This window comes from Variovorax sp. Soil_C_33 (assembly GCF_057656935.1).
In genome coordinates this window covers 307,927-334,581 of the sequence record NZ_JBDGJK010000001.1, presented here as the reverse complement: position 1 = coordinate 334,581, position 26,655 = coordinate 307,927, and the positions used below count along the sequence as shown (strand labels likewise).

26 protein-coding genes and 1 pseudogene are annotated in these 26,655 nt (G+C 67.5%); 16 read left to right on the top strand and 11 right to left on the bottom strand.

The features are described 5' to 3' along the window. Positions 1–13: 13 nt before the first annotated feature. The 3 genes from AC3A6B_RS01720 to AC3A6B_RS01710 are packed head-to-tail and all read left to right on the top strand — an operon-like array spanning position 14 to position 2,384. Entirely contained in the window at positions 14–994 is a 981-nt protein-coding gene (locus tag AC3A6B_RS01720; RefSeq protein ID WP_487835014.1) for a hydroxymethylglutaryl-CoA lyase, read from the top strand. After that, positions 991–1,371, top strand: a complete 381-nt coding sequence (locus tag AC3A6B_RS01715) for a VOC family protein (protein WP_487835013.1) — start codon at positions 991–993, stop codon at positions 1,369–1,371. Before AC3A6B_RS01720 ends, AC3A6B_RS01715 begins: the two co-directional genes overlap by 4 nt. Before the next feature lie 44 nt (positions 1,372–1,415). Further along, entirely contained in the window at positions 1,416–2,384 is a 969-nt protein-coding gene (locus tag AC3A6B_RS01710) for a Bug family tripartite tricarboxylate transporter substrate binding protein (RefSeq protein ID WP_487835012.1), read from the top strand. 588 nt (positions 2,385–2,972) lie between these two features. On the opposite strand, the gene AC3A6B_RS01705 is transcribed toward AC3A6B_RS01710, so the two are convergent. Next, complete coding sequence (locus tag AC3A6B_RS01705; protein WP_487835011.1) at positions 2,973–5,114, bottom strand: hypothetical protein; 2,142 nt, start codon at positions 5,112–5,114, stop codon at positions 2,973–2,975. Between the two features lie 130 nt (positions 5,115–5,244). On the opposite strand from AC3A6B_RS01705, the gene AC3A6B_RS01700 reads away from it, so the two are divergent. After that, positions 5,245–6,138 carry a LysR family transcriptional regulator gene (locus tag AC3A6B_RS01700; protein ID WP_487835010.1) on the top strand — a complete coding sequence of 298 codons (894 nt, stop codon included), beginning with the start codon at positions 5,245–5,247 and terminating at the stop codon, positions 6,136–6,138. Between the two features lie 3 nt (positions 6,139–6,141). Here the strand turns inward: AC3A6B_RS01700 and AC3A6B_RS01695 are convergent, their stop codons facing one another. After that, positions 6,142–6,735, bottom strand: a complete 594-nt coding sequence (locus AC3A6B_RS01695) for a substrate binding domain-containing protein (RefSeq protein WP_487835009.1) — start codon at positions 6,733–6,735, stop codon at positions 6,142–6,144. 54 nt (positions 6,736–6,789) lie between these two features. Here AC3A6B_RS01695 and AC3A6B_RS01690 point away from each other — a divergent pair. From AC3A6B_RS01690 to AC3A6B_RS01675, 4 genes and pseudogenes are all read left to right on the top strand, one after another. After that, a pseudogene (locus tag AC3A6B_RS01690) lies at positions 6,790–8,160 on the top strand (molybdopterin cofactor-binding domain-containing protein); the annotation flags it as partial. A 72-nt stretch (positions 8,161–8,232) separates the two neighbouring features. Continuing rightward, positions 8,233–8,757, top strand: a complete 525-nt coding sequence (locus tag AC3A6B_RS01685) for a class IV adenylate cyclase (protein WP_487835008.1) — start codon at positions 8,233–8,235, stop codon at positions 8,755–8,757. Further along, complete coding sequence (locus AC3A6B_RS01680; RefSeq protein ID WP_487835007.1) at positions 8,754–9,140, top strand: RidA family protein; 387 nt, start codon at positions 8,754–8,756, stop codon at positions 9,138–9,140. Before AC3A6B_RS01685 ends, AC3A6B_RS01680 begins: the two co-directional genes overlap by 4 nt. A gap of 29 nt (positions 9,141–9,169) precedes the next feature. After that, entirely contained in the window at positions 9,170–10,024 is an 855-nt protein-coding gene (locus AC3A6B_RS01675; protein ID WP_487835006.1) for a class I SAM-dependent methyltransferase, read from the top strand. A gap of 32 nt (positions 10,025–10,056) precedes the next feature. Here the strand turns inward: AC3A6B_RS01675 and AC3A6B_RS01670 are convergent, their stop codons facing one another. Beyond that, positions 10,057–10,431 carry a hypothetical protein gene (locus AC3A6B_RS01670; protein ID WP_487835005.1) on the bottom strand — a complete coding sequence of 125 codons (375 nt, stop codon included), beginning with the start codon at positions 10,429–10,431 and terminating at the stop codon, positions 10,057–10,059. Further along, the gene (locus tag AC3A6B_RS01665; protein ID WP_487835004.1) at positions 10,428–11,261 is read right to left on the bottom strand and encodes an alpha/beta hydrolase; all 834 of its coding nucleotides are present in this window, start codon (positions 11,259–11,261) and stop codon (positions 10,428–10,430) included. Before AC3A6B_RS01665 ends, AC3A6B_RS01670 begins: the two co-directional genes overlap by 4 nt. Before the next feature lie 163 nt (positions 11,262–11,424). On the opposite strand from AC3A6B_RS01665, the gene AC3A6B_RS01660 reads away from it, so the two are divergent. From AC3A6B_RS01660 to AC3A6B_RS01630, 7 genes are all read left to right on the top strand, one after another. Continuing rightward, positions 11,425–11,835 carry a surface-adhesin E family protein gene (locus tag AC3A6B_RS01660; RefSeq protein ID WP_487835003.1) on the top strand — a complete coding sequence of 137 codons (411 nt, stop codon included), beginning with the start codon at positions 11,425–11,427 and terminating at the stop codon, positions 11,833–11,835. Positions 11,836–11,934: 99 nt separating this feature from the next. Beyond that, on the top strand, positions 11,935–13,314 hold the full coding sequence (locus AC3A6B_RS01655; protein ID WP_487835002.1) for an amidase family protein: 1,380 nt from the start codon (positions 11,935–11,937) through the stop codon (positions 13,312–13,314). A gap of 59 nt (positions 13,315–13,373) precedes the next feature. Further along, positions 13,374–14,621 carry a cation:proton antiporter domain-containing protein gene (locus tag AC3A6B_RS01650; protein ID WP_487835001.1) on the top strand — a complete coding sequence of 416 codons (1,248 nt, stop codon included), beginning with the start codon at positions 13,374–13,376 and terminating at the stop codon, positions 14,619–14,621. A gap of 194 nt (positions 14,622–14,815) precedes the next feature. Further along, entirely contained in the window at positions 14,816–15,094 is a 279-nt protein-coding gene (locus tag AC3A6B_RS01645) for a hypothetical protein (protein WP_487835000.1), read from the top strand. 52 nt (positions 15,095–15,146) lie between these two features. Next, complete coding sequence (locus tag AC3A6B_RS01640) at positions 15,147–15,860, top strand: hypothetical protein (protein ID WP_487834999.1); 714 nt, start codon at positions 15,147–15,149, stop codon at positions 15,858–15,860. A gap of 100 nt (positions 15,861–15,960) precedes the next feature. Further along, positions 15,961–16,137 carry a hypothetical protein gene (locus AC3A6B_RS01635; RefSeq protein ID WP_487834998.1) on the top strand — a complete coding sequence of 59 codons (177 nt, stop codon included), beginning with the start codon at positions 15,961–15,963 and terminating at the stop codon, positions 16,135–16,137. 87 nt (positions 16,138–16,224) lie between these two features. Further along, a complete protein-coding gene (locus AC3A6B_RS01630; protein WP_487834997.1) occupies positions 16,225–17,724 on the top strand; it encodes a PhoX family protein in 1,500 nt (499 codons plus the stop codon). 46 nt (positions 17,725–17,770) lie between these two features. Here AC3A6B_RS01630 and AC3A6B_RS01625 read toward each other — a convergent pair whose 3' ends face one another. From AC3A6B_RS01625 to AC3A6B_RS01595, 7 genes are all read right to left on the bottom strand, one after another. Continuing rightward, positions 17,771–18,232, bottom strand: a complete 462-nt coding sequence (locus AC3A6B_RS01625; RefSeq protein ID WP_487834996.1) for a hypothetical protein — start codon at positions 18,230–18,232, stop codon at positions 17,771–17,773. A gap of 303 nt (positions 18,233–18,535) precedes the next feature. Further along, complete coding sequence (locus tag AC3A6B_RS01620) at positions 18,536–18,949, bottom strand: acyl-CoA thioesterase (RefSeq protein WP_487834995.1); 414 nt, start codon at positions 18,947–18,949, stop codon at positions 18,536–18,538. A gap of 22 nt (positions 18,950–18,971) precedes the next feature. Next, positions 18,972–19,955: a Bug family tripartite tricarboxylate transporter substrate binding protein gene (locus AC3A6B_RS01615; protein WP_487834994.1), complete on the bottom strand. Its 984-nt coding sequence runs from the start codon at positions 19,953–19,955 to the stop codon at positions 18,972–18,974. A gap of 11 nt (positions 19,956–19,966) precedes the next feature. After that, on the bottom strand, positions 19,967–21,580 hold the full coding sequence (locus AC3A6B_RS01610; RefSeq protein WP_487835236.1) for an indolepyruvate oxidoreductase subunit beta family protein: 1,614 nt from the start codon (positions 21,578–21,580) through the stop codon (positions 19,967–19,969). Positions 21,581–21,596: 16 nt separating this feature from the next. Continuing rightward, positions 21,597–23,762, bottom strand: coding sequence for a thiamine pyrophosphate-dependent enzyme (locus tag AC3A6B_RS01605; protein ID WP_487834993.1), 2,166 nt, complete (start codon positions 23,760–23,762; stop codon positions 21,597–21,599). Positions 23,763–23,781: 19 nt separating this feature from the next. Continuing rightward, positions 23,782–24,399, bottom strand: a complete 618-nt coding sequence (locus AC3A6B_RS01600; RefSeq protein ID WP_487834992.1) for a c-type cytochrome — start codon at positions 24,397–24,399, stop codon at positions 23,782–23,784. Further along, a complete protein-coding gene (locus AC3A6B_RS01595; RefSeq protein ID WP_487834991.1) occupies positions 24,399–25,592 on the bottom strand; it encodes a PQQ-dependent sugar dehydrogenase in 1,194 nt (397 codons plus the stop codon). The genes AC3A6B_RS01600 and AC3A6B_RS01595 overlap by 1 nt, the downstream gene beginning before the upstream one ends. A gap of 102 nt (positions 25,593–25,694) precedes the next feature. On the opposite strand from AC3A6B_RS01595, the gene AC3A6B_RS01590 reads away from it, so the two are divergent. Next, positions 25,695–26,606, top strand: a complete 912-nt coding sequence (locus tag AC3A6B_RS01590; RefSeq protein ID WP_487834990.1) for a LysR family transcriptional regulator — start codon at positions 25,695–25,697, stop codon at positions 26,604–26,606. The last annotated feature ends 49 nt before the right edge of the window (positions 26,607–26,655 follow it).

The window sequence follows — 26,655 nt, the reverse complement described above, 5'->3', positions numbered from 1 at the left end:
GAGCAGAGACGACATGAACACCGGCAAGGGCACGCGCATCCTCGTCAACGAGGTCGCCACGCGCGACGGCTTCCAGATGGAGGGCCGCTTCATTCCCACCGAGGACAAGATCGCGCTGGTCGACCGGCTCAGCGGCCTCGGCTACGCGAAGATCGAGGTTACTTCCTTCACTTCGCCCAAGGCCATTCCGGCGCTGCGCGACGGCGAGGAAGTGATGATGCGCATCGCGCGCCGGCCCGGCGTGGTCTACACCGCGCTGGTGCCCAATCTGCGCGGCGCCGAGCGCGCGCTCGACAGCCAGGTCGAGGAGTTCAACATCGTCATGTCGGCCAGCGAGACCCACAACCTCGCCAACCTGCGCATGACGCGCGAGCAGTCCTTCTCGCAGCTGTCCGAAGTGATCGCGCTGGCACGGCAGGCCGCGGTGCCGGTCAACGTGTCGCTGTCCTGCGTGTTCGGCTGCCCGATGGAAGGCGAGGTGCAGCCGCCCGTGGTGCTGAACTGGATCGAGCGCTTCGCCGCCCTGGAGGTGCGCGGCATCACCTTGTGCGACACGACCGGCATGGCGTATCCCACCCAGGTGGAGGCGGTCTGCGCCGCCGCGTTGGAGCGCTTCCCGGCGCTGGAATTCACGGCGCATTTCCACAACACGCGCGGCATGGGCCTCGTCAACACCGTCGCGGCGGTCGAGGTCGGCATCCGTCGCCTCGACATGTCGCTCGGCGGCATCGGCGGCTGTCCCTATGCGCCGGGTGCGACCGGCAATGTCGCGACCGAGGACGTGGCCCACATGCTGCAGTGCATGGGCTACGACACCGGCATGGACCTCGAAGGCCTGATCGGCGCCGCCGCGCAGCTCGAAGCGCTGGTGCAGCACGAGCTTCCGAGCCAGGTGTCGCGCGCAGGCCATCGCCTGACGCGGCACGCACCGCCGGCGGATCTCGACGACATCGTCGCCCGCGCGAAGGCGCGCGAAGAGAAGGAGCAAGCATGATCGACCATCTGGACCACCTGGTGCTCACCACCGCCGACGAGGAAGCCTGCGTGCGCTTCTATGTCGAGGTGCTGGGCATGTCGCTCGAGACCTTCGGCGGCGGCCGCAAGGCTTTCCGCTTTGGCAACCAGAAGATCAACCTGCATCTCAAGGGCCATGAGTTCGAGCCCAAGGCGCAGATGCCGATGCCGGGCGCGCTGGACCTGTGCTTCATCGCCGCCGTGCCGCTCGACGAAGTCATCGCGCGCTTGAACGAGAAGCAGGTGCCGATCATCGAAGGGCCGGTCATGCGCACCGGCGCCACCTCGCGCATCCGCTCGGTCTACATGCGCGACCCCGACCTGAATCTCATCGAGATCTCGGAGCTCGTGCCCTGAAAGGCAGGGCGCCGCGACACGTTCACACACTACAGGAGACAAACATGAAACCCTTTCGCTGCCTTTTCGCAGCCTGCCTTGCGCTGGCTTCCATCGCGTCGCACGCCGACAGCTGGCCCTCGAAGCCGATCACCATGATCGTGCCCACCGCGCCGGCCGGCTCCACCGACATCATGGCGCGCATGGTTGCCGATCCGCTGCAGCGCGCGCTCGGCCAGCCGGTGGTGGTCGACAACAAGCCCGGCGCCAGCGGCAACATCGGCACCGAGGCCGTGGCCCGTGCCGCGCCCGACGGCTATACGCTCCTGATGCAGTACTCCGGTTACCACGTCGGCAATCCGGCGCTGTTCCAGCAGATCAAGTGGAGCCCGACCAAGGACTTCGTTCCGGTCGCGCTGGTGATGCGCGCCCCGCACGTGGTGGCCGTCAGCGGCAAGCTGCCGGTGAACTCGATGAAGGAACTGGTCGAGTACGGCAAGAAGAAGGGCGACGGCGGGCTCAACTATGCGTCTTCCGGCAACGGCTCGATCCAGCACATCGCGGGTGAACTGCTCGCGCGCCAGGTCAAGCAGCCGATGACCCACGTGCCCTACAAGGGATCTGGCCCGGCGATCAACGACCTGATCGCGGGCAACGTCGACATGTTCATCACCACGCCGCCTTCGGTCATCGGCCACATCGCGAGCGGCAAGCTCAAGGCGCTGGCTTATACCGGCAGCAAGCGGCACCCGTCGATGCCCAACGTGCCGACCTCGGCCGAGGCGGGCTTCCCGGGCTACGAGGTGGAATCGTGGTTCGCGGTCTTCGCGCCGGCCAGGACGCCGCCCGAGGTCGTCGCCAAGCTCAGCACCGAGATCCGCAAGATCGTCGAGAGCGAGGGCTTTCGCAAGAAGGTCGACGACCAGGGCGCCTTCGCGGTCTACATGGACCCGCCGGCGCTCGGCAAGTTCGTCGACCAGGAACTGGCCCTGTGGTCGAAGGTGATCAAGGCGGCGGACATCAAGGCGGACTGAGCGGCAGCTGCAGCTGTAGGAGTGGACTCATCCCGATCCTGGCCCGTTGCTGATTCGAACGGGCGGCCGCGGCGCTAGCTTGAAGGGCGTGTGCATCTGCAGCAGGACTTGCCATGAACGGCAAGGAAGAGCGGATCCGGTCCTTCTTCAGGGCGTACGAACAGCGCTTCAACGACACGCTGAAGGAGCCTCCGGTGGTCGACATCCAGGGCCTGGTCGACTGCTTCGCCAAGTTCTTCGTCGCCGCCGACCCCAATGGCGTGCGCGGCGGTAGGAACGGCCTGGCCTTCCGACGGGCGACCCCGCACGGCTTCGAGTTCTACCGGAAGATCGGCACGCGATCGATGGGCGTGACCGGGCTCGAGATCATTCCCTCGGCGACGATCTCCATTTCGTCGCCAAGGTCGGCTGGGACTCGCGCTACACCAGGAAGGACGGCGAGGAGGTGCGCATCGATTTCGTCAACACCTACTTCGTGCGCGTCGAGGACGAGGAGCCGAAGATCTTCGGCTACGTAACCGGTGACGAGAAGAAGGTGCTCCAAGAACACGGCCTGATCTCCTGACGCAGGCGCAGTGCCGCGCCGGTTCAGATCAGCTCGGCATCGGCAGGAGGCGACTCGATCTGCGCCGTATTCCATTGCAGGCGCAGGCTGTCGTCCAGGTGGCCGTCGCCGAGGATGGAGAGATCGCTGCTGAACACGATCTTCTTTGCCGGCAGGGGGATCGTCGCTGCGGCGCCCATGACCTCGAAATCCTGCGGGCCGTCCAGCAGGCCGAGCCCCGAGGCGAACGGCTCGGTGTACCTGCAGCCGTGCTCCACGAACGGCCCGGCGTTCGCGCCCATTGCCAGGCCCATGGCGCCGAGCTTCGTGTCGGTGTCGATCCGCAGGTAGGTGAAGATCACGCGGTCGCCGGCGCCGGGCTCCCGCATCAGCTTCACCTGCGAGGCGAAGCTGGCCTGGCCGCTCCAGGTGATGGTGCAATCTGGCGGCACGGGGAAGGAGCCGCCCGCCGCGAGCTCCATGAAGGATTCGTAGGTGCCAATGGCGTAGCGCACCGGCCGCTTCACTTCCTCGCCGCAGGCATCGCGCACCGGCCCCACGTCGGCGCGCCATCGGGTGCGTATCGGCCCGTCGACCGCCAGGCCCGGATAGTTCTGCTTGAACCAGTGCGTGTCGATGCGCATGTTCCATTGGCTGATGGTGCGCCGGTTGCTCTGGTCCGCGCCCAGCTCCACCCAGACCGGCCCGTGCGAGCCCGCGTCCGCGCGCGGCAGGTCGCAAACGATGAGTTCGTGTTCCCAGCGCGTTACCTGGCGCTCCGACCCGTTGACGAAGACCTTGCCCTGCGTGCGGCCGAAGGCACCGATGAGGTTGATCTGGTCGTTCAGTTCGTCGACCTCGACGTGGTGGATCGACGGCGAGAGGATGTGGCTCACCGCGCTGCGCGGATTGGGCCTGGCGATGAAGTACGCGCCGAGCTTCGTGCCGGTGTCGTGGTTGAGGTTCTTGCTCTGCATATGGGCGATCACTTCTTCGCCCGTGAAGGCGCGCTGCTTCGGCGTCTGCGGCTTGAAGAGGTTGGCGCCCAGCATCCGGTCGACGCAGTACTTGGGTATGTCGAAGGCGGCCGGCGGCGAGCAGATCTCCGTCCAGCCCAGGTACAGGCCCGCGCCCTTGCGGTGGCAGGCGATCAGGAAGTCGATCACCCAGTTGTTGTTGGCGCTGTTGGCGCTGTTGCAGGCATTGATGATGACGACGCTGTCCTGCGCGAATTCCCAGTAGGTATCGACGAAGTTAGCGGTGATGCCGTAGCGCGTATCTTTCAGGGCGACTTCCTCGCCCTTGCTGTCCACCGTGGCGAGCCCGTTGTATGCCGTGAAGTAGGTCAGGCGCAAGGCGGCGAGGTCGGCCTTGAAATCGGGCTGGGCCTCCAGTGCCGTGTCGATCAGCGTGGACGACTGGATGGAGTACATCTGCGGCGTGCTGTCGTCCTGGTAGCGCGTGCGCTTCACGCCGCCATGGGTGTTGATGTAGAAGAAGCCATCCCCTTTGATGTGGCGCAGCGTGGTGATGTGCGCATCGCCTTCGACGCCCGGCTGCAGGCCGTAGTCGTGGGACCTGAGCCAGCCGGACATCTCCGCGATGGCAGGCTGGCCGTCGAAAGGCGTGAAGAAGGAGTGCATCAGCCGCGCCTTGCGCGAGCTGGGCAGCTCCGGCGGCTTGGCGGCCAGCATTCCGGCCGTCTTCTGGTTCTGGCTCGGGTCCTTGGTTTCGGCGCTCGGCGCCGAAGTGCCGGTGGGCTTGAAGTTGTGCGTGACCATGTGCACACGGCCATCGACGAAGGTGCCCCAGGCAGTCAGCGAGCTTTCGTCGATGCCTGTTTCCGCGTAGTTCGGATCCTTCGCCATGATCGCAGTCAGCTCGGTGAGGTAGGCGATCGGTTCGAGCTTGCGCGATTCGAGCTCGGCGCACGCGGCCTCCACGGCGCGGATGCTGGCAAAGCGGCTCGACGACGCGAGTTCGCTGCCTGAACCGGGGTCTTGTCCGTAGGCCGGTCCGTACGCGTCGCCGCCTCCACCGCCACCACCGCAAGCGACGAGAAGCGAGGGCGCACCGAGCCATAGCGCGGCGGTGGATGCGCGGCCGAGGAAGCTGCGGCGACCGGGGGAAAGGGCCAGGGATGGGGAGGAGGAAGGCGCGGAAAGACGGCGTTTCTTGGATGTCATCGTTGAGGTGCGAAGAGGCTGGCCGGCGCGCACTTGCAGGCGGCCGGCAGGCGCAACGGCTTGTTGCGGCCGCGACTGTAGGGAGCGCCGGCCGGCCTTGGAATTGCGTTTTTTGTGATACCTTTTTTGGATGACCAGACCCGTCACTGTCCGCCAGATCCGCTACTTCCTGGCCGTCGCCGAAGAGCGCAACTTCAGGCGCGCCGCCGAGCGCCTGGCCATCACGCAGCCGCCGCTGTCGCGGCAGGTCGCGGAGCTGGAGTCCGAGCTGGGCGTGCAGCTGCTCGAGCGCGACACGCACGGTGTGCGCCTGACCAGCGCCGGCGAACTGGCCATGCGCAGCTTCGCGGAACTGATGCACAGCTTCGACGCGGCGCTTGAGCACGTGGCCCAGGCCGCGAACAAGCTGCCGCGCCTTCGCCTGGGGGTGCTGAACTGGGTCCATCTGCGCCGGCTGTCTGCGATGGAGCGCAGCCTGGTGGAGGCAGGGCATGCGAGCGGGATTGACGTGCAGACGACGACCACGATCGCCGCGGCCTCGGCGCTCCGGCGCAACGAGCTGGATGCCGCCATCGTGCTCTGGCCGGCTTCGATGTACCGCCTGCGCGGCGACCTGGTCGACCAGGTGCCGCTCGTGGCCTTCGTTCCGGCGGCCTCGGAGCTCGCGCGCCAGCGGCGCATCGCGGTGCGGGACCTGCAGTCCCTGGCGCCGTTCTTCCGCTTCAGCCGCAGCGTCAACACGCGCATGTACGACGAATTCACGCGCCAGTACGCAGCGCATGGCTTTCGTCCCAAGGTGGAGGCGCCGGCACCCGATCCGCTGCACGTCTTCGCGCAGATCGGCACCGGCCGCGGCTGCACCTGCCTGCCCGCGCCTTTTGCGCTGCATCGCTATGCGGGCGTGCAGCCCAGACCGCTGCGGGAACGGATCATGGTGCCGCTGGTGGTGCTGACTTCGTCGCGCGTCACGCAGGAGTTGCACGACGCATTGGTCAAGGGCGCGACCCGAATGCTCAGCGAATGAGCTTCACTGCCGCGGGTATTGCTTTCGCCCCTTTGCTTCTGCAGACTGCAACTCCTTCGCAGTCAGGACGTAGGCCGGGTTGTTCAGCAGGCGGCGAATCGCCAGGTCGATAAAAGCCGTGACGCGCGCGGGCTGGGCGGTACGGCTTCCGTAGTAGACAAATGCGCTGGACCTGTCCGCCACGTGCGCAGTCAGCAGCGGCACCAGGCGGCCCGCGCGAATGTGCGGCGCAGCGGCGACGCCGGTCAACAGCCCGAGGACATGCCCGGCCAGCACGGCTTCGGTCTCCAGGACTTCATCGTTGACGCATAACGCAGGCACCACATGGTGTTCGACGGTGCTGTCTTCCACCTTGACGTACCAGGGCATGAGCGTGCCGGTGCGCGGACGGCGAAACACGCTGCAGCGGTGAGTAGCGAGCGCATTCAGGTTGCCCGGCGCCCCATGGCGGACCAGGTAGGCCGGCGCCGCGCAGATGATGAGTTGCAGCGCAAACAGCTTGTGCGCGACGACGCCTTCGGCCGGCGACGGCCCGACGCGAAAGCCCACGTCGACACGGTCTTCCACCCAGTTGCCGATCCGGTCGTCGAGTTGCACGTCGCGCTGAACTTCCGGGTACAGCCGGCAGAACTCGTCGAGCACGGGCCACAGCACACGACGCATCGGCCCGCGACGATCCAGCGCATCCGCATCGGCGCCAAGCGCGACGGCAGGATCACCGCCATCGGCCACGAGAGCTGGTCGGGCGATCTGCCCAACGGCAAGCCCGACGGCGCGGTGCACCAGACCCGGCTGCTGTATGCCGGCGCCAACCGCATGACGGCCACGCGGCTCGCGCTTCTCGATCTTCCTAAAGGCAACGCGATGCGCGCGCCGGGCGAGGCCACCGGCATGATGGCGCTGGAGATCGCGATGGACGAGATGGCCGAGAAGCTGGCACTCGACCCCGTCGAGTTCCGCATCCGCAACGACACCCAGGTCGATCCCGAGAACCCCGAGCGGCCCTTCTCGCAGCGCCGGCTGATCGAATGCCTGCGCACCGGCGCGGAGCGCTTCGGATGGAGCCGGCGCGATCCGCAGCCGGGCAAGAGGCGCGAAGGGCGCTGGCTGATCGGCATGGGCATTGCGGCGGCGTTCCGCGGCAACCAGGTCACCAAGTCGGCCGCGCGCGTGCGGCTCGACCGCCGCGGCGTCGTGACGGTCGAGACCGACATGACCGACATCGGCACGGGCAGCTACACGATCATCGCGCAGACCGCGGCGGAGATGATGGGAGTGCCGCTCGACAAGGTGGTCGTGCGGCTGGGCGACTCTTCCTTTCCGGTGTCTGCCGGCTCCGGCGGGCAATGGGGCGCCAACTGCTCCACCTCCGGCGTGTATGCCGCCTGCGTCAAGCTGCGCGAGGCCGTGGCGCTGCGCGCGGGCCTGCCGGCGGACGGCGCCTCCTTCGCAGACGGCATGGTGCGCGCGGACGGACGCAGCGTGCCGCTCGCCGAGGCCGCGGGCGAGAACGGGCTGGCGGCCGAGGACACGATCGAGTTCGGCGACCTCGACAAGGAATACCGGCAGTCGACCTTCGGCGCGCACTTCGTCGAAGTCGCCGTCGATGCCGCCACGGGAGAGACCCGCGTGCGGCGCATGCTTGCCGTGTGCGCGGCCGGCCGCATCCTGAATCCGAAGACCGCGCGCAGCCAGGTCATCGGCGCGATGACCATGGGCGTCGGCGCCGCGCTGATGGAGGACCTCGTGATCGACAAGCGCGAGGGCTTCTTCGTCAACCACGACCTGGCCGGCTATGAAGTGCCGGTTCACGCCGACATTCCGCATCAGGAGGTGATCTTCCTCGACGAGACCGATCCGATCTCCTCGCCGATGAAGGCCAAGGGCGTCGCCGAGCTCGGCATCTGCGGGGTGGCCGCGGCCGTCGCCAACGCGATCTACAACGCGACCGGCGTGCGCGTGCGCGACTATCCGGTCACGCTCGACAAGCTGCTCGAACGCATGCCTTCCCTGTTGACCTGAAATCGCCTACCAAGGAGTGCCCGTGAAATCGCCACGCAAAGGAGAAAGCACCATCGGCGCTAAGCTCGCCGCATGGCAAGAAACACCGAGATCAAGGCGCGCATCCCGAGCGTCGAGCGCCTTGTTCCGAGGGCCGCGGCCATCGCCGACGAAGGCCCCTTCGACATTCACCAGGACGACACCTTCTTCCGCTGCAGCACGGGCCGGCTCAAGCTGCGCACCTTTGCCGCGGGAAACGGCGAGCTGATCTACTACCGGCGCGCCGACCTCGCGGGCCCGAAGGAATCCTTCTACCTGCGCACGCCGATCGCGACGCCCGATATCCTGCGGGAATCGCTCTCGCTGGCCTACGGCCAGGCGGGCAGGGTGATCAAGCAGCGCGTGCTCTTCCTCGCCGGACAAACCCGCATCCACCTGGACCGCGTGCAGGGTCTCGGCGATTTTCTGGAGCTCGAGGTCGTGCTCGAAGAAAGCCAGAGTGCCGAAGAGGGCGCGCAAGAAGCGCGGCGCATCATGGCGCTGCTCTCGGTCGATGCGTCGCAGCTGATCGAGGGCGCCTATGTCGATTTGTTGAACGGAAAGGACGTATCCCGATGACGGTGATCCAGCACAACCCGGAGGGCGTGTTTCCGCCCTACCGCTGCTACAGCCATGCCACGGAGATCAGGGGAGACTCGCGCCTGCTGGTCATCAGCGGGCTCAACGGCTACCTCGCGGACGGCATCGCCATGCCCGAGTCCTTCGAGGAGCAGGGCGATCTGATCTGGACCCACATGGGGACCATCCTGCGATCGGCCGGCATGGATTACCGCGACCTGGTCTCCGTGCGCACCTACCTGGCCGCGCCCGAATTCGACGCGGCGAACGTGCGCCTGCGCGTCAAATACCTGGGCGACCATCGGGTGTCCTTGACGGTGGTCTGCTCGCAATTGCTCGATCCTCGCTGGAAGCTCGAGATCGAGGCAATGGCTGCAAAATAGCCGGTATTGCGCTCTTTCAGGAGACACCCGTGGCCGTTGTCCCCCGCGCCCGGCCGGAAGCGGAGAAGGTCGCACTGAGCCGGGAGAAGGAAACCCTCCTCATCACCCTGTACGCCAAGGGCGAGGAGAGCCGCCTGCCCGATTCGCTGCTGCACGACCACTTCGCCGCCGAGGCGATGAGCCGCATCGACTACGACTTCTCGAAACTGCAGGTCAGCCGCGACGACATGATCGGGCTCGCGATGCGCGCCCACATCCTCGACGGCTGGACCCGCGAATTCATCGCGAAGTATCCGAGAGCGACCGTGCTGCATCTGGGCTGCGGCCTGGACAGCCGCGTGTTGCGCATCGATCCGCCGGCCAGCGTCCGATGGATCGACGTCGACTATCCGGAGGTCATCGCGCTGCGCCGGCGCCTCTATCCGGAGCGCGAGGGCTACGCCATGATCGGCGCGTCGGTGACCGAGCCCGGCTGGCTGGCCTCGGTGCCCTCCTACCGTCCGGCGATGATCGTCGCCGAAGGGCTTTTCATGTACCTCGCCGAGGATGCGGTGCCGCAACTCCTCGCCCGGCTCACGCGGCATTTTCCGGGCGGCCATGTGGCCTTCGACAGCTTCAGCCGGCTCGGGCTGCAACTCGTCAGGCACCACCGGTCGGTGCGAGCCACCGGCGCAACCCTGCGCTGGAGCATCGACGATCCGCACGAGCTCGAACGCCGCATCCCCAAGATGAGACTGCTGACCGAGCTGACGGCCTATGACCCGAACGGCTATGACCCGCAGCAGATCGCCAGGATGTCGTGGCCGGCGCGGGTGGCGGTGCGGGTGTTCGCCTGGGTTCCGCCGCTGGGCAGGCTCGGGCGGCTGCTGCGCTACAGCTTCTGACGAAGCAGCCCCCGCTTGTCACGAAATCGCCGTCAGCGACCTTCGCACTTGACCTCTTCCTTGAACACTTCGCGGCTGGCCTCGAGCTTGACCTTGCACGGGCCATCCCGGAACTCGTCTTTCCATTCCCCTCGCCAGGTCGCTCCGATGCCATCCTTGCACTTGACCTCCCGCTTGAACTCCCCTCGCTTCGACTCCTGCTTGACTTCGCAAGGCCTTGGCCAGCGGTCCTCGCGCCAGTCGCTGCGCCAGTCGCCACGCCGCCAGCGCTTCTTCGAGTCATCGTCATCGGCGAGAGCGCATGGGGCTGCGAAGAGGGAAAGCAGCACGAATGCTGCGGCGGTTCGAATGGACATCCCGTTCTCCTTGAAGAAATGCGGCAGCAAAAGCGTGTGAGCGGGGCTCAAGCGGCCTTCGGCTCGGGGAGGACTGCTGTCAGTGCGAAGTCGATGAGATGGAGCCAGGTCGCCTCGAGGCTCATGATGTTGTGATGGTCGGAGCCAACGATGGTTTGCACGCTGATCGGCGTCGGCCAGGCCGCGATGAGCTTCTCCGAGCGCGCCGGCAGCACGACGTCGTCGCGCTCGGCCAGCAGGACCTGGGTTTTCGCCGCAACCTCCTTGCAGTGCGCCAGCGAGTTGAACTGGTGCCGCAGCAACAGGGAAAGCGGGACGAGCGGGAAGCGCTTCTTCGCCACCTCCAGCATCGAGTCGTAGGGCGTGACCAGCTGCAGGCTCGCGAAATCCTGCCGCGCCACAAGCTGAATGGCCACCCCCGTCCCCAGACTCCGACCGACAACGTGCAGGCGCGCGTGCGGGAAAGCTCGGCGCAAGTGACTGGCAAACTGGCTCGCGTCCGCGACGGAGGCGATCTCGGAGGGGTGCCCCTGCGAGTCGGCGACCCCCCGATAGTTAACCGCGGCGAATCCGAAGCCTTCCGGAAGCCAGTGCAGCACCTTGGCAGTGGCGCGGACGTCCTCGCCTCGGCCCGCGAAGTAGATGAACAGGTCCTGCAGCGCATCCTCGCCCTGGGGGTGATAGACATACCCGCGCACCATCCCGCCCGGCACGGCGTGAGAGTAGGTGGAGAAGTCGTCGGACAAGTGAACGACGGGGTGCTTGCGAGCGTCGAACAGGATGTGTCCCTGGCGCGTCGCAAGAAGGGTCCAGTAGGCTGCGATGCCTCCGAGAGCAGCTGCGGAAGCTGAGAGTGCAAAGCGGAAGACTTTGGATGACAAGGTGGCTCCGGCGGAAAGGCGAGGGTGTGCAGTTTCGTTGCCTGCATTCTGCCTTTCGCGGATCTTGGCGAACAGCGCGCAGTGGCCTCGTCACTGCGCGGCAGGTGCCGCCCGTGCCGGCACCCTAGAATCGGTGCAGTCATCGACAGCAAAGGATTTCGGTGTGAGAAGGTGGTTCGTGCTGCTCGCCCTGGCTGCTGCCGCCGTGCAGGCCCAGACTACCTGGTTCACGGTGACCGGCAATCCGGACGATGCCGCCGTCAACACGGTCCAGGTCGACCCGGTCGCGGTCAAGACCGCGGGCGATTTCAAGACCATGAACGTGCGCGTAAGCCGGTCGGAGCCGCGGATCAACTGGGACGGCGTGCCCTACCGCTCCTACGAGTCGCGGGTCGTCTTCGATTGCCGCGCCGGCAAGGCCAGCTACCTGTACGCGAGCTACTATCTGGAGCCCTTGTGGCAGGGCGCGCCGCACAAGGCCGTGGACTATGCGGGCCATCCGCGTCCCATGCTGTTTCGCAACGTCGAGCCCAATCCCACCGAACGCATCGTCCGCGCGGCCTGCAGGCCCTAGCTGCGCAAGATTCGTCAAGCGCGGCGCAAGAGGGATCAAGCCGGACAACGAATGCCGGCGCACCATCGCAGCTTGTACGACTCCGCTGGCAGGTGCCCCATGGACTACCTAAGTGCGCATGAAACCGCCTCCGCGCTGCGGGCGCGGCAGGTGTCGGCCGTCGAGCTGCTCGAGCGCTCGATCGCGCGCATCGAGCGCTTCGACCGCCGGATCAATGCCGTGGTGGTGCGCGACTTCGAACGCGCCCGTGCCGCGGCGCAAGCCGCCGATGCGGCGCTGGCGCGCGGCGAGCGGCGTCCGCTGCTGGGCGTGCCGGTCACCGTCAAGGAGGCCTTCAACGTGGCGGGATTGCCGACGACCTGGGGCGTCCCCGGCGCAGGGAAGACGCCGGCGCCGGAGGATGCGGTGGTCGTCCGGCGCCTCAAGGCCGCCGGCGCCGTGCTGATCGGCAAGACCAACCTGGCGCTGCACCTGGCAGACTGGCAGAGCGACAACCCGCTCTACGGCTTCACGCGCAATCCCTGGGACGAGGGCCGCACGCCCGGCGGCTCGTCCGGCGGTTCGGCCGCGGCGCTGGCGGCGGGCTACGTGTCGCTCGAGTTCGGATCCGACCTGGCCGGGTCGCTGCGCATGCCGGCGCACTGCTGCGGCATCTTCGCGCACAAGCCGACGCACGGCCTGGTGCCGATGCGCGGGTTCGCGCCGCCGGGCACGCCTCTTCTGTCGGTGAGCGCCGATGTCGACCTTGCCGTGGTCGGCCCCATGGCCCGAAGCGCGGGCGACCTGGCGCTGGCGCTCGACGTGACGGCCGGGCCGGACGATGACCGTGCCGCGGCCTGGCGGCTGGCGCTACCGGCCGCGCGCCACGATGCGCTGGCGGATTTCCGCGTGCTGGTGCTCGACACTCATCCGCAACTGCCCACTTCGCAGGCCGTGCGCGCCGCGCTCGATCGCACGGCCGAGCGGCTTGCCCAAGCCGGCTGCAGGATCGCGCGCACGAGTCCGCTGCTGCCGGACCTCGCGCGCCTGGCCGCCACCTGGGGCACGCTGGTGGAGGCGCTGGCCGGCGCCGACATGCCCGATGCCGATTCGATCAGCCATCGCGACTGGATTCATGCCGACCGTGCGCGTGCCGGCTTCGCACACCAGTGGCGGCAGCTCTTCGCGGAATGGGACGTGGTCCTCTGCCCCGTGCTGCCCATCACGGCCTTCGCGCACGACCACCGCGAGATGGAGAAGCGGCGCATCGTGGTCGACGGGCAAGCGATCCCCTACGGCGCGCAATCGGCCTGGGCCAGCGTTGCCACGCTCACCGGCCTGCCGGCCACCGCGATGCCGATCGGGCTGGCCGAAGACGGCCTGCCGGTCGGCATGCAGATCGTAGGGCCGTACCTCGAGGACCGCACGCCCCTTGGCTTTGCCGAACTGGTTGAGCGCGAGTTCGGCGGCTTCGTTGCCCCGCCGGGCTTCGGCGGCTGAACGCCGCTGCGGCGCGACGAAGACATACTACGGTCCTTCGACAAACCGGCACCGGCCCCATGTCCCTGACACTCCTCTTCCTGCAGCTTACCGTCATCCTCGTCACCGCTCGGGCCTGCGGCCTCGTGCTTCGGGCATTCGGCCAGCCGATGGTCATCGGGGAGATGGCGGCGGGGATCCTGCTCGGGCCGGTCGTGTTCGGCGCTCTGTTCCCGCAGTGGCATCAACAGCTTTTCCCCCCCGCATCACTGCCGGGCCTGTCCTCGCTGGCGACCGTGGGGGTGGTGCTGTTCATGTTCATCGTCGGCGCCGAGCTGCGCGCGCCCAGCGGCATGGGGGCGCAGTTCAGGGCTGCGGGCTGGGTCGGCGTGTCGAGCATGGTGCTTCCGATGGTCCTGGGCCTGGCGATCGCGCCGGTCCTTCATCCTGCGCTCGCACCGCAGGGTGTCGAATTCTGGCCATTCGCGCTGTTCCTCGGCGTGGCGCTGTCGATCACCGCGTTTCCGGTGCTGGCGCGCATCCTCAAGGACCGCAACATGACGCGCACGCGCATCGGCCAGCTGTCGCTCGGCGCTGCCGGCGTGGTGGATGCGCTGGCGTGGATTCTGCTGGCGCTGGTGGTCGCGCTGGCGAGTGCCGGCGCCGGACTGCAGGGTTTCATGCACATCGCGATCGGCCTGGTCGTGCTCGTGGCCGCGGTATTCCTCGCCGTGAAGCCGATGCTGGCCTGGCTGCTGCGCGTCCACGCGCCGGACGGCGTGCCTTCGCCGATGGTGCTGGCCGCGCTGCTGATCGGCATGTTCGTCTGCGCCATGCTCACCGAATGGCTGCATTTGCACGCGGTCTTCGGCGCCTTCCTCTTCGGTGTTGCGCTTCCGCGCGACGACCGGCTCCTGCACGCGCTGACCGAGCGGATAGAGCCGCTGTCGATCGTCGTGCTGATGCCGATCTTCTTTGCGCTGGCCGGGCTGGGAACCAGTGCCGGCGCGTTCGCGAGCAGCGGGCTGGGCATGCTTGCCCTGATTCTGCTGGTGGCCAGCGTCGGCAAGATCGTTGGCGGCGCGGCCGGTGCGCGGATATGCGGCTACGGCTGGCGCGAGAGCCTGGCGACGGGATCACTGATGAATTCACGCGGCCTGATGGAACTCATCGTGATCAAGGTCGGGCTTGATGCCGGGCTGATCGGGGCCGAGTTGTTCACGATGCTGCTGGCGATGGCCCTGGTCACGACGGCTGCGACCGGCCCGCTGCTTTCGCTGATCGCCCGGACGAGCCCGAAGCCGATCGATCGGCCGACGAGCGCCTAGGCCGGGGCCTCGCTCCCTAAGACTTTCGACTCCAGGCCTGCGGCACGCTGGAGCGTGAATCAGCCCCTCACCGTCCGGATTCGCGGGAAACGAACTCTTTCAGCGTAGGACCGAACCGCGATCTGAGGGAATGCCTGCGTTGCCGACCCTAGGATAGCGCCCGGAGTCAATGAGAGCTCCGAGGAGGTTCGGCCATGGATCACCGCGATGAGGGCCTCGAGATGGTGCCTCGCAATCTGAATGAAGCGCAGCAAGCGGCGCTGAGGTCCATCCTGTTCAGGTATTGGAATGCAATCAAGGCCGAAGGCATCACGGCATCGCAGTTTGTCGACTTCTTGCAGCCGCTTGCCGATCTCGACGGAATCACTGTCTCGTATATTGACGACGACGAAGACAGCAACAACGAACGCGCGTACGACCACCGCCGCAGAGAGTCCGACCTTCACAGCCCGCGTTCGCAGGGCGCCCGCTGAGCTCATCAGCGCACTTGGGGCAAGATCTGCACAGTGGCTGCTGAGCTTACCCATGCCCGCTGAACCCATCATCGAACACATTCCCAAGCAGCACCGCGAGGAGTTCCTGGCTGCATTTCTCGACGCCTATGTCGACACGCGCGGATTGGGCGGCCTGTCCAAGACCGACCTGGATGCATTGCTCGTCTACCTGTACGTCAAGCACGCCCTCGGCGGCGTCTTCGACGCGTACAAGGTCGCGCAGGCGATGATGCTCAAGGAGTCGCGAGCCAAATCGCTCTACGAGACAGGGCTGATCAAGCACGGCAACCTTTCCGAGGGTGCCGCATGGAGCGACATACTCGTGCTTCTGGCCCGCACCAGCTACGAGCTCGAGAGCGTCGAGCGAGGCCAGATCCGCTTTCATTTCGGCAACCCCGCATTGTTCCGGTACTTCCAGGTGCGCCTGCGCCAGGTGGAGCGCACGGCCACCTACTCGGCGGCCTACGAGACGGTCGTCATCGGCCTGGAGTCCTTTCTCCTGGTCCTCGACAACGTCTACGAACAAAGCCAGACCGATTTCAAGACGACCGAGATGGACAAGGTGCGCCCCTTGGTGAAGCCGGTGATCAAGAGGCTGGGCGATTCGCTCGGCAAGAAGCGCATCAAGGACCTGATGAGCGGCGACAAGTCGAAATCCGGCGCGGCGCAAGCGCTCGAGACCGGCGCCCGGCTGGCGAGCATCGGCACCTTCGTGAGGGCGGCGCTCGCGATCGGGTCCCTCTAGGGCTGCCCTCGGCGCGTCATGCTCCTTACACGGTCATCTGTTGCAATCAGGGCCAGATCCGCAACCCGGTGAGAACCCCACAATGGCGAGGGAGCCAGTCTTGAATCAATCTTCGGCCCGCATGGACGCGACCTTCGAACAGTGGACGCGTCTGACGGACGCCTATGCCAAGCAGTTCTTCCTGTTGCAGCGCGGCGTCCGCTCGGCGCGCACGGAGGCCATGCGGCTCGCGCAGGAACTCCAGCGGCTCAACCAGGCGATGCAGAGCGGCGCCTAGGGGGATCGGCGACCCGCACGATCGGCTGTAACGGCGCTGACACCGCGACACTCTCCAATGCGGGAACCCCACACCCCAGGAGCTCTCATGTCATTGAATTCCCGCCGCGGCTTTCTGCGCGGCTCGACCTCGGTTGCCGCCCTCTCGTTCATCGGCACCATGCAGGCGCTGCAGGCTCGAAACGCCAACGCCGCCACCGGCAGCACCGGCCTCGTCGCCAGCCCCTACGGTCCGGTCGCGCCGGCGCTCGACGAAGCCACAGGCCTGCCGCTGCTGCAACTGCCCGAAGGCTTCGCCTACCGTTCCTACGGCTGGACCGGCGACCAGATGGACAACGGCCAGCCCTGCCCGAGCAACCACGACGGCATGGCGGTGATCGCCTCGTACGGCCGCGGCAACAGCGTCGACGTGGTGCTGGTGCGCAACCACGAGCGCGGCCAGTCGACCAGCCTGATCCAGGCGCCGGCAATGTACGACACCGCTTCGAGCAGCGTGAACGGCCGGTTTGCCGGCGGCGGAACCACCAACCTGCGCTTCAAGGGCCGCCAGTGGCTCGGCATGGAGGCGAGCCTGGGCGGCACCCTCACCAACTGCGCCGGCGGCCCCACGCCCTGGGGCACCTGGCTCACCTGCGAAGAGACCGGCAGCAATCTCGAGTCGCAAGGCGGCAAGAAGCACGGCTACGTGTTCGAGGTGCGCGCCAAGGCGGCCGAGACGACCGGCAAGCCGATCGTCGCGATGGGCCGGTTCAGCCACGAGGCCGTCGCCGTCGACCCGAAGACGCGCTTCGCCTACCTCACGGAGGACAACCGCAACAAGTCGGGCTTCTATCGTTTCATCCCCAACGATGCGAGCGGCCGCCCGGGCAGCTACGAAGCGGGCGGCAAGCTGCAGATGGCCAGGGTGGTCGGCAAGGCCAACGCCGACCTCAATGTCGCCTCGACCGGCGACACGCACAGCCTCGAATGGGTGGACATCGCCGATCCCGATGCGAACCCCGTGTCGATCGCGCTGCCCGGTTTTGTGGGCACCACGTCGGTCGCCGGCCCGTTCGCGCAGGGCTGGGCACAGGGCGGCTTGCGCATGGCGCGCGGCGAAGGCATCTGGCATCGCGACGGCAAGCTGTTCATCGTCGACACCGCCACCGGCGTGAACGCCGCCGGCGCGGGCGGCAACGGCGAAGGCGCTGTGTGGGAGTACGACCTGGCCACGGGCATGCTCAAGGCGGTCTTCGTGTCGCTCGACGCGGTGGCTGCCAACAACCCCGACAACATCACGATCAGCCCGCGCGGCGGCGTGCTGCTTTGCGAGGACGGCGGCGGCGTCGACGACCAGGGCCAGGGTCGCATCGAGCGCCTGGTGGGCCTGACATCCGACGGCGCCAGCTTCGTGTTCGCGCGCCACAACGTGAACCTCGGCGCCGACCAGATCGCTTCGGCCGGCAAGATGGTCGCGCCGGGCGACTACCGCAGCAGCGAGTTCTGCGGGGCCTGCTTCGATCCGGCGGGCAAGGTGCTGTTCGTGAACGTGCAATCGCCCGGCATCACGTTCGCGATCTGGGGGCCTTGGGCACGCGGCCCGCTTTGATGCCGCCGTCCGGCTTGGCGCGGATCCGTCCGCGCCTGCTCGCAGCTCACTCGAGGTAATCGAGGAACAGCGGCGTCACCTGCTTGAGAAAGGAGACCTCCTGCGCGTCGATGCTGCGAGGCTCCAGATCGAAATGGATGAAGGTGCCGTAGGGCGTCCCGGAATCGCGCGTCAGCAAGCGCCCGTAGTACGACTCGACAAGGCCGACATAGGGGCGGTAGCTCATCAAGGACTTGTCCTTGGAGACGTGGCTGGTCGTGAATTCGCCCTGCTCGATCGCGTGTTGGCAAAAGCTCTTGTCCAGGGGAACTGCTTTCAACCAGGTGCGGTATTCGGAGGAGCGATCGAAGACGTGCTCTGCCCGCAACGCATTGCCGCTCAACTTGTAGATGGCCGTGTATCGGTACTGCGTCCTGTCATTCAGCAGCGCCAGCGCACGGCGAATTCCATGGGTGGCAAGAACACTGCGAACCGCTGCTGTTTGCGCAGTTAAGTCAATCTCGGACATTGGGGATCAAGGTTAGGCGAAGCGCGCAGCTCTTGGCTCTTGGCGGGGGTCGTCGAAGGCGATTTTATTGAGGTCCCCAAAATCCTGGGGACCAGGGGATGAATTCCCCCGCTCTGCCCGGGCGATTGACCGTCGAGGGGCCGAGTCCGGCGTTGTCGGGAATTCGCGTAGCAGTTTAGGCGGCACATCCGCGGGAGCGAATGGCTGAAACGATGAATCCGATTGGCATGAAATCATCACGCAGGGTCCATGCGCCTGGCCCAGCGGCCGAGCGCATCCATCTGCTGGAGCAGGGCGCGGGGCCTACTCGCAGAGCCGCCGGATCTCGGGCGGGATCGGCACTGCGCGGATGCCGCCGCCTTCGCGCTTGGCGGCGAAGATGCGCACCTCCTCGCATTCGAGGATCAGGTCGTCGCCGCGCTTCATGCGGTAGGTCTGCAGGAAGCTCTTGTCGCGCCACTCGGGAATGGCCACCGCGATCGACAGCGTGTCGCCATAGCTCGCGCTCTTGACGAAGCGCGTATGGGTATCGACCAGCGGCGTGCCGATGACGCCGAGGGTCTGTGCCGTTTCTTCCCAGCGCGGCACGCCGCGCTCGGCAAAGAAATGGCGTGAAGCCGCATCGATCCAGCGGAAGAAGTTGGGAAACCAGACGATGCCGGCCGGGTCGCAGTCCCCGAACTCGACGCGCACGGTGTAGATGACTTGGGGGCTCATGCGGTGAAAGCGTGGGGCGCGCTCAGTCCGCGAGGATCTTTCGCTCGCGGATGATGGCGCCGAAGCGCGCAGAGTCCGCTGCGATGCGCTCCTGGAAAGCGGCCGGCGTGCCGGGCAGGGTTTCGCCGCCCAGGCTGGCGATGCGCTCCTTCACCGCCGGCATCGCGAGGATGCGGTTGATCTCGCGGTTGAGCCGGGTCACGATCTCGGGCGGCGTCCGGGCCGGCGCGTAGAAGCCGAACACCGTGTCGGCATCGAAGCCCTTGAGGCCGGCCTCGTCCAGCGTCGGCACATCGGGGAACAGCGGCGAGCGCTTGGGGCTGCCCACGGCCAGCAGGCGCAGCTTGCCGGCGCGCACCTGGGCCAGCCCGATGCCGGGGTCGAAGTAGTAGTCGAGCTGGCCGGCCAGCAGGTCCTGCAGCGCCGGCGCCGCGCCGCGGTAAGGCACATGGACCGCGTACAGGCCGGCCTGGCTCTTGAACATCTCGCCGGCGAGATGCGGCGAGCTGCCGGTGCCGGGCGAGCCGTAGGAGAGCTTGCCGGGGCGCTCCTTCACGTAGGTGATGAAGTCCTTGATGTTCTCCGGCGGCAACGCGGGCTTGGTCACCAGGAACACCAGCACGCGCGCCGCCGCGGCGACCGGCATCAGGTCCTTGGCGGGGTCGAAGGCCATCTTCGGATAGATGTGCGGGTTGACCGACACCATGCCGCCAGAGCTCATGAGCAGCGTGTAGCCGTCGGCCGGCGCGCGCGCCGCGACCTCGCCGCCGATGTTGCCGTTGGCGCCGCCGCGGTTCTCGATCAGCACCGGCTGCCCGAGCGCTTCCTGCAGCGGCAGCGATACCGCGCGCGCAATCTGGTCGGCCGCACCACCGGGCGGGAAGTTCACGACGATCTTGATCGGCTTCGAAGGCCAGGCGCTGCCTTGCGCATGGGCCGCGGGCACCGCGGCGGCGGCCAGCAGCAGCAAAGTGAGCAGGGCGCGCCGGGATCTTGGCGTTGTCATTGCTTGTCTCCTCATGTTGTTCTGTGGGTCGCCGCCGGCGGGCGCTTCATCCAGCGGATCGGCTGCGCGATCACGGGCCTGGGCGGCGCGCCGTGGCGCACCAGCGTGGCGTCGAGTGCGGTGCCGGCCTCGTCGGCCAGGGCTGCTTCCCGCGCAGCGGCGACCGCGGCCGCGCGCGCGGCCGGCGAGCCGTCTGGCAGCGGCGCCACGGCCAGGTGATCGATCACGTGCAGCAGATTGCGCTTGCCGCGCTCGTTGGTGCTGCCGTAGCCCTTGATCAGCCGGCCGCACAGCGCGATCTCATGGCCCAGGCGCCAATCGGTGCGGGTGCCCTGCACGACGGCAGCCAGCCAGCGCTCGATCAGCGCCTGTTCCTCCGCGAAGCGGCTGCCGCGCTTGCGCAACCAGCGCAGCGAGGCCAGCACGCGCAGCGAGGCCATGCCGGCCACCGAGTGGCTGCCGACCTTGAGCGGCAGTGCGAAGGGTGTCTTCCTTCGCCTATCCCAGGCCGTGACGCGGTGCGCCAGCGAGGCCGGCAGCAGCGCCGCGAACTCGGGTGCGCCGGGCTTGAAGTGGTCGTAGACCTTGACGATGTCGTCCTCGCCCGCCTTGACCTCGTTGCGCACGCGCCGCGCGCGGCTGGCGCGGCTCTTGAGCTCGGCCACGCGCACGATGTCGTCGAAAGCCATCCACAGCGCCAGCCAGCGCGCCATCTCGCGCGTGACCGCGAAGCCGTGGGCGCCGGCCGGGTCGGAAGCGCGCTCGGCGGCCAGCACCTGCTGCAGCCGCTCGAGGTAGAGCGTTGCATAAGCTTGGTCCTGGTAGTCGACGAGCCGCGCATGGCCGAGCGCGAGCATGTCGTGCACCGGCGGCGGGAAGGCGCGTGCCACCTCGACGGGAAGCGCTGGCTGCGCCGCTTCGTCGCCCTGGCTCGACAGCAGCCGCGTCACCAGCGCGGCTTGCGCGCGCGGGGTGCCCACGATGTCGAAGGCCTTGGCGAAACCGCGCAGGCTGGCGGCCGCCATCCTGCTGAGCTTTTCGGGTGCGCTGGTGTCGCCGCCGCGCACCACCTGCTCGTAGGCCTCGCGCGGGAACGGAAAGAGGCCGCTGCCGGCGATCGCGCCGAGCATCACCGAGCTGACCACCGTGCCGGCCTCGCGCGCCACGGTACCCATGTCGAACACATGGTGCTCGCGGCTGAAGGCCTTGACCACGTCGAGCAGCCGCTGGGCATCGGCGCGCCCGTCGCCGGGCTGCATGCGCTCGGCCGTGGTCAGCGTGCGGCTCGAGGAGGTGATGACCAGCGTGCGCTGCGGCGCGCTCATGCCGTTGCCGATCTGGCGCGTGGTCTCCAGCAGCTCGGAGGAGACGATGGCGTCGAGCGCGCCTGGCACCGGGCTCAGGCTGAACACCGGCTTGCGTCCGCCGAGCTCGGCCAGCGGCACCGGAAAGACCTCGATGTAGTAGGTCGTGGCGCCGGTGCGCTGCGCGACGCCGGGAATCGATGTGCTCTGCGCGGCATAGCCGGCATGGCGGGCCGTGTCGACCAGCCATTCGGTGAGCACGCCTCCGCCTTCGCCACCGAGGGCGCAGACGAGCAGGGTGATGGGTTGGGTGCGGTTCATCGTGGTCATGCCGATCTCAGGCCGGTTGCATTGCGCGAACGACGGCGCCGCGCATGGAGTGCAGCAGGCGTTCGTGCCACTTCGGGTTCTGCACCACCTCGGCCCGGTAGAAGCTGGGACACAGCGTGGCCGCATGCGCGTTCTCGCCGCACAGGCCGCAGCCGACGCAGCCGTCGATGACCACCGCCACCGGGTCGACCTTGAGCGGATCGGGGTTGTCCTTGATGGTGAGCGTCGGGCAGCCCGAGAGCCGGATGCAGGCATGGTCGCCGTTGCACACGTCCTCGTCGACGCCGTACTTCACGCGCACCACGCGTTCGCCTTTCCTGAGCAGGCCGGCGATCCAGGGCTTGATGCGGCGTTGCCGTTCGAGCTGGCATTCGCCCTCGGCGATGATCACCTTGAGGCCGTTGAAGTCGCTCGTGAAGGCGTCGTTGAGCGTCTTGCGCATCTTGTCGACGTGGTAGGTGTGGACGGTGCGCAGCCACTGCACGCCCAGGCCCTTCAAGGTCGACTCGATGGTCTGGTTCTTGTCGACCAGGCTTTGCTGCTTGTCGACCGCATGCTCTTTCGTTTCATCGTCGGGCGTAGAGATGATGTCCTGCGTGCCGGTGGCCGAGGTGTACCCGTTCTTGAAGATCAGGAGCACCGCGTCGTCGCCGTTGAAGAGCGCGCTCTGCACGCCGGTCAGGAGCCCGTTGTGCCAGAAGCCGCCGTCGCCCATGATCGAGAGCGCCCGCCGCTGCATCATCGGCGACACGCCCGCACGGCTCGCGAGGCTCATGCCGTAGCCGAGGATCGAGTGGCCCATCGAGAAGGGCTCGAAGGTGCCGAAGGCGTGGCAGCCGATGTCGGCCGCGATGTGCACCGGACCGCTGTCCTGCTGCGCGAGCTTGAGCGCGGCGAACACGGGGCGCTCGGGGCAGCCGATGCAGAAGCTCGGCGGGCGCGCCGGCAGCGGCGCTTCGAGCTGCGTCGCCACCGCGGCGCGGCGATCGCGGTTGCCCGTGAGCCAGCCCTGGGCCGATTGATGCGCCGGACTTTGTGCATGCTGCGGCAGGTAGCGCTGGGCGAACTGCGCCAGGCCGGTCGCCAGCACCTCGACGCCGTACTCGCCGGCGGCAGGCAGCATGTCGCAGCCGTGCAGCGGCGTCTGGATGTCGCGCCGTCGCAAGAGCGTCGCGATCTCCTGCTCGATGTATTCGGGCTGGCCTTCCTCCACCACCAGCACGCCGCGCTTGCCGACGCAGAAGTCCGCCACCTGCTCGGGCACCAGCGGATAGGCGACGTTGAGCACCAGCAGGGGAATGTCGGTCGCGCCGAAGGCATCGGCCAGGCCGAGCTGCTGCAGGCTGCGCACGAGCGCGTTGTAGAGCCCGCCCTGCACCACGATGCCGAGGTCGGCGTGCGTGCCGGGGATCAGCTCGTTGAGCCGGTTCTCGGCGATGTAGCGGCGCGCGGCCGGCAGGCGCTCGTCGCCCTTCAGCTTCTCGTGGCGGAAGGTGACGGGCGGATGCGCGAGCCGCATGTAGTCGAAGCCGGCCGGCTCTTCCATCAGCGCGCGTGTCGAGATCGCGGGCGCCAGGTTGTTCCTGCATTCGAAGCTGCCGCGCACGTGGCAGGTGCGGATGCGCAGCTCCATCATGCAGGGCATGTTCGAGTACTCGGAGAGCCGGAAGCCGTGCTCCACCATGTTGACCATCACGCCCAGGTCGGGCCGAGGATCGAGCAGGCACATGCCGGACTTGAGCGCATAGGCGTGCGTGCGTTCCTGGATCACGCTGGCGCCCTCGCCGTAGTCCTCGCCCACCACGATCAGCACGCCGCCCTTGACGCCGGGCGACGAGAGGTTGGACAGCGCATCGGCCGCCACGTTGGTGCCGACGATGGACTTCCAGGTCACGGCGCCGCGCAGCGGGTAGTGGATGGAGGCGCCGAGCATCGCCGCGGCGGAGGCCTCGTTGGAGCAGGCCTCGACGTGCACGCCCAGCTCGTCCATGTAGGGCTTGGCCTGCACCATCACGTCGAGCAGGTGCGACACCGGCGCGCCCTGGTAGCCGCCGACGTAGGCCACGCCCGACTGCAGGAGGCCCTTGGTGATCGCGAGGATGCCCTCGCCGTGAAAGGTGTCGCCGGCGCCTAGGCGCAGCGTCTCGATCTCTTTGCTGAATGAAACTTCCAAGCGTCTTTTCTCCGTGGGTCTATTTGCGGCCCGGGAAGCGGGCCAGGTAGTAGGCGAGGGTGTCCAGGTCCTCGTTCGGGATGCGGCCGACCGCCTCGGCCATGGCCATCGTGTAGCCCACGCGCTTGCCGGACTTGAACTCGCGCAGCGTGAGCTGCAGGTAGTCCTCGCGCTGCTGCGCGATGCGCGGCACCTGCTGGCCGCCGCTGAAGTCGGCGCCGTGGCAGAACACGCACTTGTGTTCCTGCGCCAGGGCCTGGCCGCGGGTCATGCGTGCCGCATCGGGCGGCGTCGCCGGCGCCGGCGCAGGCACCGGCGGCAGCGTGGCGATGAAGTCGGAGAAGCCGCGCAGGTCGTCGTCCTTCATGGTCTTCGCCACCGCGGTCATGCCCTCGTTCGCGCGTCGGCCTTCGCGGAACAGGAACAGCTGCGTGATCGCGTAGAAGGAATGCTGGCCGGCCAGCACCGGCGTGCCCGGCATCTCGCTGCGCCCGTTGGCGCCGTGGCAGGCCACGCACAGCGCCGCGTAGCGCTGCGCATACGCGCCTGCCGAAGGAGCCTGGGCGCCGGCCGGCGCCGCGAGCCAGAAAGACGCCGCCGCCGCGACCGTGAATGCGAGTTGACGTGCTCCTTGCATCACTTGCCGTAGCTGATGCGGTAGATGGCGCCCGCGTGGTCGTCGCTCACCAGCAGCGAGCCATCCTTCATCACCAGGAAGTCGACCGGACGGCCGAGATAGCTGTTGTTCTCGACGAAGCCGGTCATGAAGGGCTCGACCTTGGCCCCGCCCTTGCCGTCGGGCCACGCGACCGAGACGTCGGCGTACTTGACGGTGCGGTTCCACGGGCCGTGGCGGGCGATGAACATCGCGCCCTGGTACTTGGCCGGGAACATCTTGCCGGTATAGAACTTCAGGCCCAGCGAGCCGGCGTGCGGGCCGAGGAATGCGGCGGGCTTCGTGTAGTCGCTGCACGACTTGCCCCAGCCGAATTCAGGATCGGGGATGTTGCCCTGGTGGCAGTACGGATAGCCGAAGTGCTGGTTCGGGCCGCTGACCACGTTGAGCTCGTCGTTCGGGATTTCCTCGCTCATCCAGTCGCGGCCGTTGTCGGTGAACCAGAGCCGCCCGGTCTTCGGATCGAAGTCGAAACCCACCGTGTTGCGCACGCCGCTCGCGATGGTCTCCATGCCGCTGCCGTCGAGGTTCATGCGATAGATCTTGGCGTACTCGCCGGGGTCGCAGATGTTGCAGGGCGCGCCGATCGCGAAGTAGAGCTTGTCCTTGTGGATGCGCAGGAACTTCCAGCTGTGGTCCTCGCCGCCGGGCAGCTTGTCGTAGAGCACGACCGGCGTCCCGGGGTTGTCGAGCTTCGAATCGATGTTGTCGTAGCGCAGGATCTGCTTGTGGGTGGCCAGGTAGAGCGCGCCCTTGTGGTACTCGATGCCGGCCGCCTTCTCCATCTTGTCGATGACGGTCTTGACCTCGCGCGTGTTGCCCTTGGGAACGACTGCGTAGACCTTGTTGGCGACGAACAGCGAGCTCACGAACACGGTGTCGCCGGCGCCCTGGCGCAGCGCGCGGGCGTCGAGCACGCCCGAGGCCCAGGTCTCGACCTTGAAGCCCGGCGGCAGCTTGAACTTGGCCGTCGGCAGCTTGTCGGGCGAGGTCGGGATCGGGAAGGCCGGCACCGGCGCCATGCGCTGGGCGGCTTCGGTCTTCGGGCGGCCCTTGGCCCAACCGGGTTCCTCGGCGGGTGGCTGCTGGGCCGTGGCGGTCATGGCGGCGCAAAGCACTGCGGCCGCTGCACAGAACGAACGGGTCTTCGGCATGGCGATGTCTCCTTTTCTACGTTGTTCGAAGCGGCCCGAAGGCCACTGCGGAGTGTGGGACGCACGCTGCTCGCGTTCAATAAAATAATCGAGCTAAGCGACATGAATGCCATGCATATCGACACCATCGACCTGAACCTGCTGCGCCTGTTCGACGCGGTCTACCGCGCGCGCAGCGTGAGCCGGGCCGCCGAGTCGCTGGGCCTCACCCAGCCGGCCGCGAGCCACGGCCTGGGCCGACTGCGGCTGCTGCTTGAGGACGCGTTGTTCACGCGCACCGCGGGCGGCGTGGCGCCGACGCCGCGCGCCGAACGGCTGGCGATCGCCGTGCAGTCGGCGCTGGGCACGCTGGAAGAAGCGCTCAACGAGTCCGATCGCTTCGAGCCCGCGGCCTCGCGCAAGACCTTCCGCATCCACATGAGCGATATCGGCGAGGGCCGCTTCCTGCCGGCGCTGATGGCGCGCCTTGGCGAGCTCGCGCCCGGCGTGCGGCTGGAGACCTTGCCGCTCTTGCCGACCGAGATTGCGCCCGCGCTCGACAGCGGCCGCATCGACTTCGCCTTCGGCTTCCTGCCCAAGGTGCGCGACACGCAGCGCGTCCACCTGCTGAAGGACCGCTACATCGTGCTCGTGCGCCGCGGCCATCCCTTCACGCGCGGGCGGCGCAGCGGCAAGGCCCTGCTGGAGGCGCTGCAAAAGCTGGAGTACGTCGCGGTGCGCACGCACGCCGAAACGCTGCGCATCCTGCAACTGCTCAACCTCGAGGACCGCGTGCGTTTGACCACCGAGCACTTCATGGTGCTGCCGGCCATCGTGCGCGCCACCGACCTCGCGGTCGTGATGCCGCGCAACATCGCGCGCGGCTTCGCGGAAGAGGGCGGTTACGCCATCGTCGAGCCGGCCTTTCCGCTGCGCGACTTCACCGTGTCGCTGCACTGGAGCAAGCGCTTCGAAGCGGATCCGGCGAACAGCTGGCTCAGGGGGGTGATGAGGGAGCTGTTCGGGGAGGGGTGAGGCGGGCTTGCCGCTATGCTCGGACTCGCGCGATTTCACACGGCGGGGA

What these genes read in the sequence shown, in the direction of transcription:
- AC3A6B_RS01705 (WP_487835011.1), bottom strand. Translation starts at nt 5,114, where the DNA reads ATGACATCCAAGAAACGCCGTCTTTCCGCGCCTTCCTCCTCCCCATCC.
- AC3A6B_RS01685 (WP_487835008.1), top strand. Translation starts at nt 8,233, where the DNA reads ATGGCAAGAAACACCGAGATCAAGGCGCGCATCCCGAGCGTCGAGCGC.
- AC3A6B_RS01625 (WP_487834996.1), bottom strand. Translation starts at nt 18,232, where the DNA reads ATGTCCGAGATTGACTTAACTGCGCAAACAGCAGCGGTTCGCAGTGTT.
- AC3A6B_RS01640 (WP_487834999.1), top strand. Translation starts at nt 15,147, where the DNA reads ATGCCCGCTGAACCCATCATCGAACACATTCCCAAGCAGCACCGCGAG.
- AC3A6B_RS01615 (WP_487834994.1), bottom strand. Translation starts at nt 19,955, where the DNA reads ATGACAACGCCAAGATCCCGGCGCGCCCTGCTCACTTTGCTGCTGCTG.
- AC3A6B_RS01600 (WP_487834992.1), bottom strand. Translation starts at nt 24,399, where the DNA reads ATGCAAGGAGCACGTCAACTCGCATTCACGGTCGCGGCGGCGGCGTCT.
- AC3A6B_RS01700 (WP_487835010.1), top strand. Translation starts at nt 5,245, where the DNA reads ATGACCAGACCCGTCACTGTCCGCCAGATCCGCTACTTCCTGGCCGTC.
- AC3A6B_RS01650 (WP_487835001.1), top strand. Translation starts at nt 13,374, where the DNA reads ATGTCCCTGACACTCCTCTTCCTGCAGCTTACCGTCATCCTCGTCACC.
- AC3A6B_RS01590 (WP_487834990.1), top strand. Translation starts at nt 25,695, where the DNA reads ATGAATGCCATGCATATCGACACCATCGACCTGAACCTGCTGCGCCTG.
- AC3A6B_RS01655 (WP_487835002.1), top strand. Translation starts at nt 11,935, where the DNA reads ATGGACTACCTAAGTGCGCATGAAACCGCCTCCGCGCTGCGGGCGCGG.
- AC3A6B_RS01610 (WP_487835236.1), bottom strand. Translation starts at nt 21,580, where the DNA reads ATGAACCGCACCCAACCCATCACCCTGCTCGTCTGCGCCCTCGGTGGC.
- AC3A6B_RS01645 (WP_487835000.1), top strand. Translation starts at nt 14,816, where the DNA reads ATGGATCACCGCGATGAGGGCCTCGAGATGGTGCCTCGCAATCTGAAT.
- AC3A6B_RS01630 (WP_487834997.1), top strand. Translation starts at nt 16,225, where the DNA reads ATGTCATTGAATTCCCGCCGCGGCTTTCTGCGCGGCTCGACCTCGGTT.
- AC3A6B_RS01620 (WP_487834995.1), bottom strand. Translation starts at nt 18,949, where the DNA reads ATGAGCCCCCAAGTCATCTACACCGTGCGCGTCGAGTTCGGGGACTGC.
- AC3A6B_RS01715 (WP_487835013.1), top strand. Translation starts at nt 991, where the DNA reads ATGATCGACCATCTGGACCACCTGGTGCTCACCACCGCCGACGAGGAA.
- AC3A6B_RS01710 (WP_487835012.1), top strand. Translation starts at nt 1,416, where the DNA reads ATGAAACCCTTTCGCTGCCTTTTCGCAGCCTGCCTTGCGCTGGCTTCC.
- AC3A6B_RS01680 (WP_487835007.1), top strand. Translation starts at nt 8,754, where the DNA reads ATGACGGTGATCCAGCACAACCCGGAGGGCGTGTTTCCGCCCTACCGC.
- AC3A6B_RS01595 (WP_487834991.1), bottom strand. Translation starts at nt 25,592, where the DNA reads ATGCCGAAGACCCGTTCGTTCTGTGCAGCGGCCGCAGTGCTTTGCGCC.
- AC3A6B_RS01720 (WP_487835014.1), top strand. Translation starts at nt 14, where the DNA reads ATGAACACCGGCAAGGGCACGCGCATCCTCGTCAACGAGGTCGCCACG.